This is a genomic window from Streptomyces sp. NPDC003036 (assembly GCF_040611175.1).
GTDB lineage: Bacteria > Actinomycetota > Actinomycetes > Streptomycetales > Streptomycetaceae > Streptomyces.
On record NZ_JBEXNO010000035.1, the window covers coordinates 49,588 to 65,041 of the forward strand.

Genomic DNA, 15,454 nt, shown 5'->3' on the forward strand with positions numbered 1-15,454 from the left:
GCGAGACGGCGAGCGGACTGGTCCGCGTCGAGGTCTCGGACACGCACCAGGCACGGCCCGTGCGCTGGGGGAACGGCCTCACGCTGGTCGACGCGCTCGCGGCACGGTGGGGCGTGGAGGTCCGCCTCGGCCCCGGCAAGACGGTGTGGGCGGAGTGCACGCCGCACCCCTAGCACTCCAGCGCGACGTCCAAGCCTGCTTCGATTTGCAGGTTCTCTTCAGCTGGAAACGTTGGGTTAACCCGGCACACAACTTTGCCAGGTTAAAGTGTTCTTGACCGGTCCTTGACCGTACCTTGGTAAGCGCAAAAGGTAGTGAACTGCCTGGAGGGGGGCGCATGTTCGGAGGCATGACGGTCTTTCGGTCCGTGCTTGGCTCCTCGGTGCCGCCCTCCTCGTCCTTCCGTTCCTCACATGCTCGGCGTCCTTCGCATCTGCGCACACGGCCTGTCACTCCATGGCCAAGACCCGAGCGGGCCATGCCTGGTGCCGCGTACCACCGCACGTCGAGATGAGTGTCAGGCCACTCACCGGCCGTACCAACAGGTGTTCCGCTGCGGAGCAGACCCCCCACATCTCTGTCCTGTGTCCTGTAAGCCCGACGCGCCCCTACGGCGCGCCAGGAGGAGTCACATCATGCAACCCCTCATCGACAACGCCCGCACGTTCGGACAGCGCCCTGAGGAGTTCGCCGGGCTGGCCGAGGGCCAGTCGCCCGAGGTCCTGTTCGTCACCTGCTCCGACTCCCGGGTCGTTCCGGCCCTGATCACGGGCGCCCGCCCCGGCGAACTGTTCGAGCTGCGCACCGCGGGCAACATCGTCCCCCCGTACGCCTCCGCCACCCCCACTGGTGAGGCGGCCACGATCGAGTACGCCGTGCAGGTGCTCGGCGTCAAGCACGTCGTGGTGTGCGGCCACTCCCACTGCGGCGCGGTCGGTGCGGTGGTCCGCCACGACGACCTGACCGCCGTTCCCGCCGTGCGCGACTGGCTCGCGCACGCCGCGGACGAGCCCAAGTGCTCCGACCCCGCCGACCCGGCGGTCGCCGAGGCCGTGCAGAACCACGTGCTGACTCAGCTGGAGCGACTGCGCTCCTACCCGTGCATCGAGGAGCGCCTCCAGGCGCGCCAACTCCAGTTGCACGGCTGGTACTACGAGGTCCACACCGGGACCGTCCGGGAACACCGCGCGCAATCGGACACGTTCGAGACGCTCTGAGGGGACGAGTGACCATGTTGTCGAAGTTTCCTCACCTGAGGCAGGACTTCGCTGCCTCCATCGTCGTCTTCCTGGTCGCCGTGCCGCTGTGCGTCGGCGTGGCGGTCGCCTCCGGGGTCCCCGCGGAGCTCGGGCTCGTCACCGGCATCGTGGGCGGCCTCGTCACCGGGCTCATGCGCGGCAGCAGCCTCCAGGTGTCCGGGCCCGCCGCGGGCATGACCGTGCTGGTCTTCGAGGCCGTCAGCGAGTTCGGGGTGCCCACACTCGGCGTGATCGTGCTGGTCGCCGGGCTGCTCCAGCTCGCCATGGGATTCCTCAAGGCGGGCCGCTGGTTCCGGGCGATATCCGTCTCCGTCGTCGAGGGCATGCTCTGCGGCATCGGTCTGGTGATCATCGCCGGGCAGATATACGCGGCGGCGGGCCTGAAGGCCCCGGAGACCGGCATCGGCAAGCTCGTGGGGCTCCCGGGGGCCTTCGCCGCCGCGCTCGGCAGCACGGAGGCTCTGGCCTCGCTCGCGATCGGCGCGGGCACCATCGCCTTCCTCGTGCTGTGGAAGAAGATGCCCAAGAAGGCGCAGGCCGTGCCCGGCGCCCTCGCAGCGGTCATGCTGGCCACCATCGCCACGTTCGCCCTCAGCCTGCCGGTCGCCACCGTCCAGGTGGAGGGCCTGCTCGGCGTCATCCAGCCGCCGGGGCCCGAGGCATTCGGTGAGCTGGCCGGCCCTGCCATCTGGGGCACCATCATCGCGTTCACGCTGATCGCGTCGGCGGAGAGCCTGTTCAGCGCGGCGGCCGTGGACCGGCTGCACGACGGTCCGCGCACCCAGTACGACAAGGAAATGATCGCCCAGGGCACGGGCAACACGGTCTGTGGTCTGCTCGGCGCGCTGCCCATGACCGCGGTGATCGTGCGCAGCTCCGCCAACGTCAACGCGGGCGCGAAGACCAAGGCGTCGCGTGTGCTGCACGGCGTGTGGCTGCTGCTGTTCGCCGCCGCGCTGCCGTCCGCCCTGGCGCTGATCCCGATCCCCGCTCTCGCCGGCATCCTCGTGCACGCGGGCTGGAAGCTGATCCCGTTCCGCCAGATCGCGGCGCTGTGGCGGGGCCACAAGGGCGAGGCTCTGATCCTCGTGATCACGGCCGTGTCGATCGTCGCGGTGAACATGTTCGAGGGCGTGCTCATCGGTCTGGCCCTGTCGGTCGTCAAGACCGCCTGGGATGCGTCGCACGTCAAGCTGGAGGTCATCGACAAGGGCGCCGGCCCGATCCAGGCCTACCTGTCGGGCAACGCGACCTTCCTGCGGCTGCCGAAGATTCTCGACAGCCTGGAGGCGCTGCCCCAGGACCGGCCGGTCGAGCTGGATCTCTCCGGGCTGCACCACTTGGACCACGCCTGCCGCACGGCCCTGGAGAACTGGGCCGAACGGCACAGCGCGGTCGGTACGGAACCGGTGAAGGTCACCGAACGTGTGGTCGCCGCGTCGGGCGGGAGGGCCCCGGTGGCCTAGGACCGCCGGGAATGGATCTCGGCGTCTCGCGGCTGTCCTCAGAGATCAGGTCGAGTGGCCACTCGTGGCCACTCGTCCTTCTCCGTACCGACCTTGAGGGAGTGTCAGCAGTATGTCCGTCACACAGCCCGCCGCCGAACGTGTGCGCGTCTCCGCGGAACCCGACTGGTACGAGTCGGCCGGTATCTCACTCGGGGTCCGGGTCGGAAACCTCGTCTTCACCTCGGGACAGGCTCCCATCAACGCCCAGGGGGCCACGGTCGGCGCCGGGGACTTCGAGGCGCAGGCCCGTCAGGCGCTCGCGAATCTGTCGACGGTGCTGACGAATGCGGGCTCCAGCCTCGCCGATGTGGTCAAGGCGACCGTGTTCGTCACCGACATCACGCAGCAGGACGTCTACGCAAAGCTGCGCGCGGAGCACTTCCCGGACAAGCCGCACCTGGCGGAGTCGTTCGTGGAGGTCTCCTCGCTCGCCGCGCCCGAGTGGATGATCGAGATCGAGGCCATCGGACTCGTCCGGTGAGGTGCCAGGCCCCCTAGGCTCCCGCGCCCTCGCGCCGAGCGCCAACGACATGGGGCGTCACCGCCCGGCCGGGATGCGCGGCGTCCCGTCAGCGGCCCGCGTCGCCGCCCGCAGCGTCGCGTACCACTCCGTACACGCCTCGTACGACGGCAGCAGGCCGCCCCGCTCGGCTTCGGCGAGGGTGGGCGCGGCGGCGTCCTTGTCGGACAGGACGGGGGTGAGGTCGGCCGGCCAGGGGATGGCGAGGTCCGGGTCGAGCGGGTGGACGCCGTGCTCGCGGGCGGGGGCGTACCCACGCGAACAGAGGTAGACGACCGTGGCGTCGTCGGTGAGGGCCATGAAGCCGTGGCCGAGTCCCTCGGCGAGGTGGACGGCGCGGTGGTCCCGGTCGTCGAGCCGGACCGCCTCCCAGGCGCGGTAGGTGGGCGAGCCGGTGCGCAGGTCCACGATGACGTCGAGGACCGCGCCGCGCACGCACGTCACGTACTTCGCCTGGCCGGGCGGTACGTCCGCGAAGTGGATGCCGCGCAGGGTGCCGCGGCTGGACACCGAGCAGTTGGCCTGGGCGAGGCCCAGCCCGTACCCGGCGGCCTCGGCCAGGTCCGGGGCCCGGAACCACTCGTGGAAGCTGCCCCTGCTGTCGTGGAACACGCGCGGTTCCATGACCCACGCACCGTCGATACCCAGCGCACGCACTGTCGGCCCACCGTCCTCACCGTTGCACGGAACACGAACGGCAGGCTCAACCCCCGGGCGCCCGCGGGGTCACCGAGCCCGCGCCCAACCAGGTGAAGCGGCTCAGACGCGCAGCGCCGCCACCGCCGAGCGCGCCAGGTCGTCGAGGTACCCCTTCGGCAGGGGCGAGCGGACGACGACGAGCCGCCAGTACAGCGGGCCGATGATGAGGTCCAGCGCCCGCTCCGGGTCCGCGCCCTCGGGGAGTTCGCCGCGCTCGACGGCCTCGCGTACGACGACGGCCGCCACGCCCTGCTGGCTGTCGAGCAGCTGGGCCCTGACGGCGTCGGCGATCTCGGGGTGGCGGGCCGCCTCCACCAGGAGGTCCGGGATGACCTGGGAGGCGACGGGGTGGCGCAGGGCGTGGGCGGCGACCTCCAGGAGCGCGCGGACGTCGCCGTACAGCGAGCCGGTGGCCGGGGCCGGGAGGCCCTGGGTGGCGAAGGCGGTCAGCAGGTCCAGGACGAGCGACAGCTTGGACTTCCAGCGCCGGTAAACCGCCGTCTTGCCGACGCCCGCGCGGCGCGCGATGCCCTCGATGGACATGCGGGCGAATCCGACGGCCGCGAGCTCCTCGAAGACGGCGGCCCTGATCGCATCGGTCACGTCCTCCCGCAGCACGGCGGCTCCGGCGGGGGCGCGGCGGCGCGTGCTCCCGGGGGGCGGGGTCGGCGGTGCAGTCATGCCCCGGATCATAGCGCGACGCCCGCGTCACGACGGGACGGTTGCGTTCCGACGTCAGATCGTCCTACTCTCGCCGTAACGACGATACGGTCCCGTTCCGACCATGGAGCATGACGCGAAGGGCTGAAGGGCTGCGGTGAGTACGAGTGTGAGCGTGAGTACGAGTACGCGTGCGTACGCGGCCGAGGAAGACCTCCGGCAGCTCGCCCAGCGCCACGGGCTGACGGTCAGCGGCGCCCGCCCGCCCCTGACCGAGTACGCCCGGCGGCTCTGGGCGCGGCGCCACTTCATCACCGCCTTCGCCACGGCCCGCCTCACCGCCCAGTACAGCCAGGCGAAGCTCGGGCAGGTCTGGCAGCTGATGAACCCGCTGCTCAACGCCGCCGTCTACTTCTTCATCTTCGGCGTGCTGATGAACACCCGGAGCCACGTCGAGGACTTCGTCCCCTTCCTCGTCACCGGCGTCTTCATCTGGACCTTCACGTCCTCCTCCATCGCCGTCGGCACCCGCGCCATCAGCGGCAACATCGGCCTGGTCCGCGCGCTGCACTTCCCGCGCGCCAGCCTGCCCGTCTCGCTGGCGCTGCAGCAGCTCCAGCAGCTCGCCTTCTCGCTGGGCGCGCTCATCGTCATCCTGTTCTGCTTCGGCGTCCGGCCCGGCTGGTCCTGGTTGCTGGCCGCGCCCGCCCTGTTCCTCCAGTCCCTCTTCAACGCGGGCGTCTCGCTGGTGATGGCCCGCCTGGCGGCCCGTACGCCGGACATCGCCCAGGTGATGCCCTTCGTGCTGCGCACCTGGATGTACGTGTCCGGCGTGATGTGGAGCATCGACAAGGTGCTGGCGGACAACCGCGTCCCGCACGTCGTCGGCCTGGCCCTGGAGTACAACCCGGCGGCCCTCTACATCGACCTCGTGCGCTTCGCGTTCATCGACAGCTTCACCGCCGACCGGCTGCCGCCCCACGTGTGGGCCGCGGCGTCCGGCTGGGCACTGCTCGCCTTCGTGGGCGGCTTCATCTACTTCTGGAAGGCAGAGGAGACCTACGGCCGTGGCTGACACTCTCACCGCATCCACCGAATCCACCCCCGCCCCCGCCCCGGCCCCCGCGGTCGAGCGCGTCCCGACCGTCATCGTGGACGGCGCCCACGTGACGTACACCGTCCAGGGCGCGGGCGGCAAGCCGCAGGGCCCGCCCCTCGCCCGCATCCTGAACCGCCGCAAGGCGCGGGCCGCCACCCGCAAGGTCCACGCCGTCAAGGGCGTGAGCTTCGTCGCGTACAAGGGCGAGGCCATCGGGCTCATCGGCACCAACGGCTCGGGCAAGTCCACCCTGCTCAAGGCCATCGCGGGGCTGCTGCCCACCAGCCAGGGGCGCATCTACACCCAGGGCCAGCCCTCCCTGCTCGGCGTGAACGCGGCGCTGATGGGCGACCTGACCGGCGAGCGCAACGTCATCCTCGGCGGTCTGGCGATGGGCATGACGCGCGAGGAGATCCACGCCCGCTACCAGGAGATCGTCGACTTCTCCGGGATCAACGAGAAGGGCGACTTCATCTCGCTCCCGATGCGGACGTACTCCTCCGGCATGGGCGCCCGCCTGCGGTTCGCCATCGCCGCCGCCAAGAGCCATGAGGTGTTGCTCATCGACGAGGCGCTGGCGACCGGCGACGCGAAGTTCCGCAGGCGCAGCCAGGAGCGGATCAACGAGCTGCGCGCCGAGGCGGGCACGGTGTTCCTGGTCAGCCACAGCAACGGCACGATCCGGGAGACCTGCGACCGGGCGATCTGGCTGGAGGCGGGGACGATCCTGATGGACGGGCCGGCGAACGAGGTCGTCGACGCGTACGAGGCGCACACGAACAAGAAGTAGTAGGAAACGGGCAAGAAACGGTCGGGTGGCGGGCCGCAAATAGTCAGTATCAGCGCATAGGGAACATAAAGTGCGCTGAGATGACGACGACCTCCCGCCACCCCCGCGCCTCCCGGTACTCCGGTTCCTCCCGGTACTCCGGTTCCTCCCGGCACTCCGGTTCCTCCCGGTACCGGCTCGGCGGCGGCGGCCGCGCCCGCCTGCCGCTCTCCGCCGTACTCGCCCTCACCGCCGCCTGGGCCTTCACCCGCGCCGGCATGCTCCTGCTCCTGCGGGACGACACCCTCGGCATCGGCGGCGTCGGGCGTGAGGTGTACGTGCTCTACCGGCACTGGTACGAGCTGCTCGCCCTCGGGGCCTTCCCGGCGGGCGACGTCACCTGGCAGTACCCGCCGGGCGCCGGGCTGGTGCTCCTCGCCCCGGGGGCCGTGCCGTGGCTGACGTACTACCAGGCGTTCGTGGCGCTGACGCTCCTCGCCGACGCGGTGGTGGCGGTCGCGCTCGCCCGCGCGGCGCGCGCCGGCAGCAGCTCCGGCGCGTGGTTCTGGATCGGCGGGCTGCCGCTCCTGCTGCACCTCCCGCTCGCCCGGTACGACGTGCAGGTCACGGCCCTCGCGGTGCTCGCGCTGCTGGCGCTGGGCGCCCGGCGGCCCCGGGCCCGGCTCGGCGGGGCGCTGGCGGGGCTCGGCGCCATGGTCAAGGTGTGGCCGCTGCTGGTCCTGCTGGGCGCGCCCCGGGGACGGCCGACCCTTCGGGCCTGGGCCTCCGCGGTCGTCGCGGCGGGCGCGCTTCTCGGCGTCGTGGTGCTCGCCTTCGCGCACCCGCTGGACTTCCTGCGCCAGCAGGGCAGCCGGGGCGTGCAGATCGAGTCGCTCGGCGGCAGCGCGCTGTCGCTGGCCCGGCTGCTCGCCGGCTGGCCGGGGGCCGTCGAGTACCGCTACGGCGCCTTCGAGCTGACCGGCCCCTACGTGTCGAGCGTCGCCCGCCTCGCGCTGGCGCTCACCGCCGCCGCGCTGTGCTGGCTGCTGGTGTGGCGGCTGCGGTCGCGCCGCTGGAACGCCGCCACCCCGCTGGACGCGGCCCTCGCCGCCGTACTCCTCTTCACCGTCACCAGCCGGGTGATCAGCCCCCAGTACATGGTGTGGCTGCTGGGCCTGGCGGCGGTCTGCCTCACCTCCCGGCACACCACCCAGCGGCCCGTCGCGCTCCTGCTGCTGCCCGCGGCGGCGCTCAGCTCGCTCGCGTACCCGCTGCTGTACGACGACGTCATCAACGTCGCGCCGGCGGGCGTCGCCGTCGTGGCCGTACGGAACGCGCTGCTGATCGCGGCGACCGTGCTGTCCTGCCGGCGGCTGTGGCGCGCGACCGTATGAGGCGGCGTCCATGACGAAGGCGCCCCCCGCATCGCGGGAGGCGCCTTCACCGCACGTCGGACGGCTCAGCTGTGCGTACGCAGCAGCGTCCGCATCGTCCGCATCGCCACCGACAGGTTGGCCAGGTCGAAGTCGTCCGAGTTGTGGATCTCGTCGAGCGTCGAGCGCGCCCGGCCCAGGATCGCGGCGTTCTTCTGCTCCCAGGCCTGGAACCGCTCCTCCGGCGTCGAGGTGCCGTTCCCCGCCGAGAGCACGTCGGCCGTGAGCGCGGCGTGCGCGGCGTACAGGTCCTCGCGGATGGAGGCGCGGGCCATGGACTGCCAGCGGTCGGCGCGCGGCAGCTCGATGATCCGGTCCATCAGCTGGGTGATGGCCAGCCGGTCGGCCAGGTCGTAGTAGACCTCGGCGACCGCCATCGGGTCCTTGCCCGTCCGGTCCGCGATCGCGACGATGTCGAGCGTCGGGAAGGCGGAGGAGAAGCCGGCCACCCGCAGCGCCAGCTCGTCCGGGACGCCCGCCGCGGTGAGCTCCTCGACCAGCGACTCGTACCACTCCAGGTCCGCGCCGCGCAGCATCTTCGGCAGCTGCGCCCAGACCAGCTCGACGCGCTCGGCGAAGAACTCGATGGTCTCGGCGAGCTTGAGCGGCTGCGGCCGGTTGTTCAGCAGCCAGCGCGTGCCGCGCTCGACCAGGCGGCGCGAGTGGAGCCGGATGCGGGTCTGGACGTCGGCCGGGACCCTGTTGTCGAGGGCCTCGACGGCGTCCCACACCTCGCTCAGGCCGAAGATCGCGCGGGCGGCGAGCTGCGCGCGCACGATCTCCTCGGTCGAGGCGCCGGTCTCCTCGCGCAGGCGGTGCAGGAAGGTCGAGCCACCGGTGTTGACGGTGTCGTTGACCAGCACCGTGGTGATGATCTCGCGGCGCAGCGCGTGGGCGTCGATCTGCGCCGGGAACTCCTCGCGCAGCTTGGACGGGAAGTACGCGTGCAGCAGCTCGCGCAGGTACGGGTCGTCGGGCAGATCCGTGTGGATCAGCTCCTCCGCGACCGTGATCTTGGTGTAGGCGAGCAGCACGGCCAGCTCGGGCTGGCTCAGGCCCTGCCGGTTGCCCAGCAGCTCGCGGATCTGACGGTCGGTCGGCAGGAACTCCAGCGACCGGTCCAGGTGGCCCTCGCGGCTGAGGCGGCGCATGAAGCGCTGGTGGGCGTGGAGGAGCGACGGGGACTGCTCGACGGCGTTGGCCAGGGCGACGTTCTGCGCGTAGTTGTTGCGCAGCACGAGCGCGCCGACCTCGTCCGTCATCTCGGCGAGGATCTTGTTGCGCTGCTTGACGGTCATGTCGCCGTCGGTCACCAGGGCGTTGAGCAGGATCTTGATGTTCACCTCGTGGTCGGAGGTGTCCACGCCGGCGCTGTTGTCGATGGCGTCGGTGTTGATCTTGCCGCCGGTGCCCTCGGGGCCGCCCTTGCGGGCGAACTCGATGCGGCCGAGCTGGGTCAGGCCGAGGTTGCCGCCCTCGCCGACGACCTTGACGCGCAGGTCCTCGCCGTTGACGCGGATGGCGTCGTTGGCCTTGTCGCCGACGTCGGCGTGCGACTCGGTGGAGGCCTTGGCGTACGTACCGATGCCGCCGTTCCACAGCAGGTCGACCGGCGCCTGGAGGATCGCCTTCATCAGCTCGGCCGGGGTCAGCTTGGTGACGCCCGCCTCGATGCCGAGGGCGGCCCGCATGTGCGCGTTGACCGGGATCGACTTGGCCGTACGGGGGTGGATGCCGCCGCCCGGGGACAGCAGCTCCTTGTCGTAGTCGGCCCAGGAGCTGCGCGGCAGCTCGAACAGGCGGCGGCGCTCGGCGTACGAGACGGCCGCGTCCGGGTTCGGGTCGATGAAGATGTGGCGGTGGTCGAAGGCGGCCACGAGCCGGATGTGCTCGGAGAGCAGCATGCCGTTGCCGAACACGTCACCGGACATGTCGCCGACGCCGACGACCGTGAAGTCCTGCGTCTGGGTGTCGTGGCCCAGCTCGCGGAAGTGCCGCTTGACGGACTCCCAGGCGCCGCGGGCCGTGATGCCCATGCCCTTGTGGTCGTAACCGGCGGAGCCGCCGGAGGCGAAGGCGTCACCCAGCCAGAAGCCGTACGCGACGGCGACCTCGTTGGCGATGTCGGAGAAGGTCGCGGTGCCCTTGTCGGCGGCGACGACGAGGTACGTGTCGTCCTCGTCGTGCCGGACGACGTCGGCCGGCGGCACGACCTCGCCGGCCACCAGGTTGTCGGTGATGTCGAGCAGCGCCGAGATGAAGGTGCGGTAGCAGGCGATGCCCTCCGCCAGCCAGGCGTCACGGTCGACGGCCGGGTCCGGCAGCTGCTTGGCGACGAAGCCGCCCTTGGCGCCGACGGGCACGATGACGGTGTTCTTCACCATCTGCGCCTTGACCAGGCCGAGGATCTCGGTACGGAAGTCCTCGCGCCGGTCGGACCAGCGCAGGCCGCCGCGGGCGACCTTGCCGAAGCGCAGGTGGACGCCCTCGACGCGCGGCGAGTACACCCAGATCTCGAACGCCGGGCGCGGCGCGGGCAGGTCCGGGATCGCCTGCGGGTCGAACTTCATCGACACGTACGCGTGCGGCTCGCCGCTCTCCGTCTTCTGGAAGAAGTTCGTGCGCAGCGTCGCCTTGATGACCGTGAGGAAGGAGCGCAGGATGCGGTCCTCGTCCAGGCTCGCGACCTGGTCGAGCGCGCCGTCCAGCTCCTCCATCAGGCCGTCGATCAGCTCGGTGCCGGCACGCTGCCGCTCGGGCGCCATGCGCGCCTCGAAGAGGGAGACCAGCAGCCGGGTGGTGTGGACGTTGTTGCGGAGGGTGTCCTCCATGTAGTCCTGGCTGAAGGTCGAACCGGCCTGGCGCAGGTACTTCGCGTACGCGCGCAGCACCATCGCCTCGCGCCAGTTCAGCCCGGCGCTCAGCACGAGGGCGTTGAAGCCGTCGTTCTCGGCGCGGCCGGTCCAGGTGGCGGCGAACGCCTCCTGGAAGCGCTCGCGCGCGTCGTCGGCGAGGTAGTCGGCGCCGTTGGCACCGGCGGCGCCGCCGGCCGTGTGCGGCATGCGCAGGCCGAAGTCGTAGACCCACGCGCTCGTCCGGTCCGCGCAGCGCAGCTCGTACGGGCGCTCGTCGACGACCTCGACGCCGAGGCGGTTGAGGACCGGCAGGACGGCGGAGAGGGAGACCTGGGCACCGGTCTTGTAGATCTTGAAGCGGCGCTCGCCGGGGCCCGCGCCGACCGGCTCGTAGAGGGAGAGCGCGAACTCCTTCTCGCCCTTGATCAGCTGCTCCAGGTGGACCAGGTCCGCGACGGCGGCGCGCGGCGTGTGGTCGGCCTTGTAGCCCTCGGGGAAGGCGCCCGCGTACCGGCGCAGCAGCTCTGCGGCGCGCTCCTCGCCGGTCTCGGCGTTGAGCGCCTCGGCGAAGCCGTCGTCCCAGGAGCGGGCGGCCTCGACGAGCCGGCCCTCGATGCGCTCGACGTCGGCGTCGGTGAGCGGGGTCAGCTCGCTGCCCTGCGGGACGCGGATGACGAAGTGCAGCCGGGTCAGCACCGACTCGGTGCTCATCAGGGTGAAGTCGGCGCTGGTGCCGCCGAGCTCCTCCTTGAGGATGTCGGTCAGGCGCTCGCGGACGGTGGTGTTGAAGCGGTCGCGCGGGAGGTAGACGAGCGCGGAGTAGTAGCGCCCGTACTCGTCCTGGCGCAGGTAGAGCCGCAGCCGGCGCCGCTCCTGGAGGTACAGCACGCTCGTGGCGATCGCCTCGAGCTGGTCGACGGGCGTCTGGAAGAGCTCGTCGCGCGGGTACGTCTCCAGGATCTGGAGCAGGTCGCGGCCGTCGTGGCTGCTCGGTGAGAAGCCCGCCGTCTCCAGGACCTCGGCGACCTTGCGGCGGATGACCGGCACACGGCGCACGGACTCGGTGTACGCGGCGGACGAGAACAGCCCCAGGAAGCGCCGCTCACCGATCACGTTGCCATTGGCGTCGAACTTCTTGACGCCGACGTAGTCCAGGTACGAGGGCCGGTGCACGGTGGCGCGGCTGTTCGCCTTCGTCAGGATCAGCAGCTTGTGCTCGCGGGCCTTGGCGCGGGCGTCGCGCGGCAGGCGGTTGAAGGACGGCGAGACGGGGTGGGCCTCGTCGCCGCTGTGGTGCGGGTCCGAACGCAGTATGCCGAGACCGGTGCCGGGGACGGCGGCGAGGGCGTCGTCCTCGGTGAGCTGGTACTCGCGGTAGCCGAGGAAGGTGAAGTGGTCGTCGGCCAGCCAGCGCAGCAGCTCGCGGGCCTCGTCGACCTCCGTGGAGCGCAGGTCCTCGGCGATCGGCTCCCGCGGCAGGTCCTCGGCGATGCGCAGCGCGGCGTCGCGCATCTTCTCCCAGTCCTCGACGGCCTCGCGGACGTCGGACAGGACGCGCAGCAGGTCGGAGGTGATCTGCTTGAGGTCGCCGCGGTCGGTCTCGCGGTCGATCTCGACGTGGATCCACGACTCGGTGAGGGCGTCGTGCGGCAGGCCGCCGTGGACCTTTGTCTCGGCGGGGAGGATCTCGATCAGCTGGCCGGTCACGTCACGGCGGACGACGACCTGCGGGTGGATGACGACGTGGATGCCGCGCCCCTGGCGGGACAGCTCGTTGGTCACCGAGTCGACGAGGAACGGCATGTCGTCCGTCACGACCTCGACGACGGAGTGGCTGCACGTCCACCCGTTCTCTTCCACGGTGGGCGTGTGCACGCGGACGTTCGCGGTGCCCTGGGGGCGATTCTCGGCCAGCCGGTAGTGGGACAGCGCGGCGCCGAAGACGTCGACGGGGTCGCGGTCCGCGAGGTCCTCCGGAGCGGTGTGCAGGTAGTAGCGCTGGAGGTAGTCGAGAACGGTGTCCCGGTCCGGTCGCTCCCCGTCCTCGGTCCCGATCGCGAGTCGCCCCCCGACCGGGCTGTTCTCAGCTACCCGGGCAGCCCGTTCGAGCAGCTCGGCCTTGGCTTCGTCCAGCTTGGTCTGCATGTCCTCTGGCTCCTGTCGCGCGCCGTTGCGTGACGTAGGTGAAAGAAAAAGTGACACAACGCCACGACGCGGGGTTTCCGGTCTGAGGCGACGTTATGCCGCGATGAGAGATGTCCGGGCCGTTATCGGCCAATTTTGCCGAGCGCCCCGCAAACGAAAAATCAGCGCTCGCCCGGGCACGATGGCATCCCGGGCGCAGGCCGGGGGCTTCGCTGCCCCCTCGGCGTATAGCGCTGATCACGGGTCCAGGCTATCGCTCTTCCCCCCGGCGCCGTCATGAGCCGTATGTGTACAAATCCCAGTGGGGAAGTTTGACACTCTGGACAGCGACAGACGCCCGCTCCGGCCAACCGGCCTCCCGCCCGCTCAGGCCCGAGCCCGCACCCGCCGATGGCGGGAACGCCCCACCAGAGGCCCCGCACCCGGCAACGGACCCGCAAGGGGCCACGCACCGGCCACGTCCCGCCCGGCAGGGGCGACCGAGCGGCCCTACGCCACCAGCTCCTCCGCCACCGCCACCGCTTCCTCCAGCGAGTCCACCACCGGCACCCCCACCGCCTCCAGGCTCGCCCGGCTGTGCGAGCCCCCGGTGTACAGCACCGCCTTCGCGCCCACATGCGCCGCCGCCAGCGCGTCGTCCGCCGCGTCGCCGATGACGCACACGCGCTCCGGCGACGACGCCACGGTCCCGTCCAGCGCCAGCAGATGCCGCACCATGTGCGCGGCCTTGCCGGCCGTGGACGTGTCCATGCGCCCGTCCACGCGGACGAACCGCGATTCGATGCCGTGCCGCCGCACGAACGGCACCAGCTGGTCGTGGGGCGCCAGCGACAGCAGCGACTGCGTGTACCCGGCCTCCTGCCGCGCCGCCAGCAGCTCCGCCGCTCCGGCCGTCAGCCCGCACGCCTCCGCCCGCACCCAGTAGTGCCGGTGGAACGCGCCGTCCATGACGGCCCACTCCGCCTCCGTGGGCATCCGGCCCATCAGCCGCTCGTAGAACACCGGCACCGGCACGCAGTACAGCTCGCGGTAACGCTCGAGGGTGATCGGCTCCAGGCCTATCTCCTCGAACGCCGCGTTCGTCGCCCCGATGACCGCGTCGATGTCATCGAGCAGTGTGCCGTTCCAGTCCCACACCAGGTGGGTGCCGCGCTTCCCCATGCCAAAACGGTACCGGCCCCCACCGACAATCGACCCCGAGCGGCCCTCAGCCCAGCAGCGCGGGGATCTCCTGCACCCCGAACCACAGCAGCTCGTGGTCCTCGGCACCGTCCACCGTGAACTGCGCGTCCTCGTCCCCCTGGTCCGCCGCGCCCAGCGCGTCCGCCGCCGCGGAGACGTCCGCCGTCGCGTCGTCCGCGTCCGCGTGCACCGCGGCCGCCTTGGCCAGCGGCACCGGCCCGGCGACGCGTACCTCGCCGACCGAGGCGGGGTCGAGGCTCGCGTCGGGGTCGGCACTCACGGCCCGGTCTGGTACGTCGAGGGCGACGACCACCCGCCGCCGTGCGGCCAGGGGGTCACCGGCGATGAGCCGCAGCGACGCCGCGGCGGCGCGGCTGAGCGCGGCGTACTCGAGCTCCTCGATGTCGTCGGAGACGTACCACTCGCGCAGTCCGGGCGTCACGGCGTAGGCGGTGAGCGGACCGGGCCCGAGCTCGCCCGCCTTGTGCGCCTCTGCGAGGCCGGGGAGCGTCAGGGGGACGTACACGCGCATGGCAGGCCGCTTTCGTAGTCGGGAGACGCCCTCAGGATACGTGCGCGGTCCCCTTTTCGGGCCCTGAGGCCACCCGCCCCGCACGTCCACAAGCGGCACCCCGGACCGCCGCCCGATCCAGGTCGCACAAGGCTCCCACCACCCGGATAGGTGAACCTCTCCCCGGCCGCCTGGGCCGTCGGCGGCGATTGCGGCCGCCCGTCCCGCCCCCGTAACAAGATCCCCAACCGAAGTTACCGCCCGGTAGAAGCCGGGTCCGACGGAACGGGGCCGCCATGACCACCGCCGCCACGCGCACGCAGACGAGCCGCACGACGACGCGCCCGCAGACGCCCCGCCCGGCCGGCCGCCGCGACCAGCGGGCCCCTGGAGGGGCCGGCACGGTCCGGCAGGCCCGGCCCCAGCGGCCGCAGCCGCCCCACGCCGTGTTCGCCGAGCGCCTGCTCGCCGTCCTCAGCGGCGAGCGCCCGGTGCACTGGATGCTCGGGCAGACCGTCGGGGAGGCGTACGACCAGCTGATCCGCCTCGCGCCCCACGCGCCCCTGCGCGCCCGCGGCGCGCACGCCGCCCGCCCCGTGATCCGCCGCTGTGGCGTGTTCCCGCTGCGGCCTGGCGTGGTGGAGGCGTTCGCGACGATCGCGACCGGCGACCGGTTCCGGGCGATGGCGTTCCGCCTGGAGCAGGGCGAAGACCGCAGGTGGCGCTGCGCGGCCGTGGAGCTCGGCGGAAACCACCCGTAGACGCGGCAGGGCCGGGACACGCGCCACGCGCGCGTACCCGGCCCCGCTGTCAA

The 15,454-nt window shown here is 71.5% G+C and carries 12 protein-coding genes and 1 pseudogene; 8 read left to right on the forward strand and 5 right to left on the reverse strand.

Annotated features, from left to right (window positions below; all coding sequences use genetic code 11):
• Positions 1-2: 2 nt before the first annotated feature.
• The 4 genes and pseudogenes from ABZX67_RS24245 to ABZX67_RS24260 all read left to right on the forward strand — a co-directional run.
• Positions 3-173 (forward strand): annotated as a pseudogene (locus ABZX67_RS24245) (ATP-binding protein); the annotation flags it as partial.
• Between the two features lie 462 nt (positions 174-635).
• Positions 636-1,217, forward strand: coding sequence for a carbonic anhydrase (locus ABZX67_RS24250; protein WP_355363532.1), 582 nt, complete (start codon positions 636-638; stop codon positions 1,215-1,217).
• Positions 1,218-1,231: 14 nt separating this feature from the next.
• Positions 1,232-2,725 carry a SulP family inorganic anion transporter gene (locus ABZX67_RS24255; protein ID WP_355363534.1) on the forward strand — a complete coding sequence of 498 codons (1,494 nt, stop codon included), beginning with the start codon at positions 1,232-1,234 and terminating at the stop codon, positions 2,723-2,725.
• 112 nt (positions 2,726-2,837) lie between these two features.
• A complete protein-coding gene (locus ABZX67_RS24260; RefSeq protein ID WP_355363536.1) occupies positions 2,838-3,248 on the forward strand; it encodes a RidA family protein in 411 nt (136 codons plus the stop codon).
• Between the two features lie 57 nt (positions 3,249-3,305).
• On the opposite strand, the gene rfbC is transcribed toward ABZX67_RS24260, so the two are convergent.
• Together rfbC and ABZX67_RS24270 are read right to left on the reverse strand one after the other, a co-directional pair.
• Positions 3,306-3,944, reverse strand: a complete 639-nt coding sequence (rfbC, locus tag ABZX67_RS24265) for a dTDP-4-dehydrorhamnose 3,5-epimerase (RefSeq protein ID WP_355363538.1) — start codon at positions 3,942-3,944, stop codon at positions 3,306-3,308.
• A 102-nt stretch (positions 3,945-4,046) separates the two neighbouring features.
• Positions 4,047-4,667 (reverse strand): TetR/AcrR family transcriptional regulator, encoded by a 621-nt coding sequence (locus ABZX67_RS24270; RefSeq protein WP_355363540.1) that lies wholly within the window; start codon positions 4,665-4,667, stop codon positions 4,047-4,049.
• A gap of 154 nt (positions 4,668-4,821) precedes the next feature.
• On the opposite strand from ABZX67_RS24270, the gene ABZX67_RS24275 reads away from it, so the two are divergent.
• The 3 genes from ABZX67_RS24275 to ABZX67_RS24285 all read left to right on the forward strand — a co-directional run bounded on the left by ABZX67_RS24275 (position 4,822) and on the right by ABZX67_RS24285 (position 7,908).
• Positions 4,822-5,721 carry an ABC transporter permease gene (locus tag ABZX67_RS24275; RefSeq protein WP_355363542.1) on the forward strand — a complete coding sequence of 300 codons (900 nt, stop codon included), beginning with the start codon at positions 4,822-4,824 and terminating at the stop codon, positions 5,719-5,721.
• Between the two features lie 73 nt (positions 5,722-5,794).
• Positions 5,795-6,535, forward strand: a complete 741-nt coding sequence (locus tag ABZX67_RS24280; protein WP_355363588.1) for an ABC transporter ATP-binding protein — start codon at positions 5,795-5,797, stop codon at positions 6,533-6,535.
• Positions 6,536-6,615: 80 nt separating this feature from the next.
• Complete coding sequence (locus tag ABZX67_RS24285; protein WP_355363544.1) at positions 6,616-7,908, forward strand: glycosyltransferase 87 family protein; 1,293 nt, start codon at positions 6,616-6,618, stop codon at positions 7,906-7,908.
• A 65-nt stretch (positions 7,909-7,973) separates the two neighbouring features.
• Here the strand turns inward: ABZX67_RS24285 and ABZX67_RS24290 are convergent, their stop codons facing one another.
• The 3 genes from ABZX67_RS24290 to ABZX67_RS24300 all read right to left on the reverse strand — a co-directional run bounded on the left by ABZX67_RS24290 (position 7,974) and on the right by ABZX67_RS24300 (position 14,661).
• Positions 7,974-12,947 carry an NAD-glutamate dehydrogenase gene (locus ABZX67_RS24290; RefSeq protein WP_355363546.1) on the reverse strand — a complete coding sequence of 1,658 codons (4,974 nt, stop codon included), beginning with the start codon at positions 12,945-12,947 and terminating at the stop codon, positions 7,974-7,976.
• Positions 12,948-13,436: 489 nt separating this feature from the next.
• A complete protein-coding gene (locus tag ABZX67_RS24295) occupies positions 13,437-14,108 on the reverse strand; it encodes an HAD hydrolase-like protein (protein WP_355363548.1) in 672 nt (223 codons plus the stop codon).
• Between the two features lie 46 nt (positions 14,109-14,154).
• Positions 14,155-14,661, reverse strand: coding sequence for a hypothetical protein (locus ABZX67_RS24300; protein ID WP_355363550.1), 507 nt, complete (start codon positions 14,659-14,661; stop codon positions 14,155-14,157).
• Positions 14,662-14,936: 275 nt separating this feature from the next.
• On the opposite strand from ABZX67_RS24300, the gene ABZX67_RS24305 reads away from it, so the two are divergent.
• Positions 14,937-15,401 carry an Rv3235 family protein gene (locus ABZX67_RS24305; RefSeq protein ID WP_355363552.1) on the forward strand — a complete coding sequence of 155 codons (465 nt, stop codon included), beginning with the start codon at positions 14,937-14,939 and terminating at the stop codon, positions 15,399-15,401.
• Positions 15,402-15,454: the final 53 nt, after the last annotated feature.

Coding starts and splice junctions, on each gene's coding strand:
- ABZX67_RS24250 (WP_355363532.1), top strand. CDS start 636: ATGCAACCCCTCATCGACAACGCCCGCACGTTCGGACAGCGCCCTGAG.
- ABZX67_RS24255 (WP_355363534.1), top strand. CDS start 1,232: ATGTTGTCGAAGTTTCCTCACCTGAGGCAGGACTTCGCTGCCTCCATC.
- ABZX67_RS24260 (WP_355363536.1), top strand. CDS start 2,838: ATGTCCGTCACACAGCCCGCCGCCGAACGTGTGCGCGTCTCCGCGGAA.
- ABZX67_RS24270 (WP_355363540.1), bottom strand. CDS start 4,667: ATGACTGCACCGCCGACCCCGCCCCCCGGGAGCACGCGCCGCCGCGCC.
- ABZX67_RS24285 (WP_355363544.1), top strand. CDS start 6,616: ATGACGACGACCTCCCGCCACCCCCGCGCCTCCCGGTACTCCGGTTCC.
- ABZX67_RS24290 (WP_355363546.1), bottom strand. CDS start 12,947: ATGCAGACCAAGCTGGACGAAGCCAAGGCCGAGCTGCTCGAACGGGCT.
- ABZX67_RS24295 (WP_355363548.1), bottom strand. CDS start 14,108: ATGGGGAAGCGCGGCACCCACCTGGTGTGGGACTGGAACGGCACACTG.
- ABZX67_RS24300 (WP_355363550.1), bottom strand. CDS start 14,661: ATGCGCGTGTACGTCCCCCTGACGCTCCCCGGCCTCGCAGAGGCGCAC.
- ABZX67_RS24305 (WP_355363552.1), top strand. CDS start 14,937: ATGACCACCGCCGCCACGCGCACGCAGACGAGCCGCACGACGACGCGC.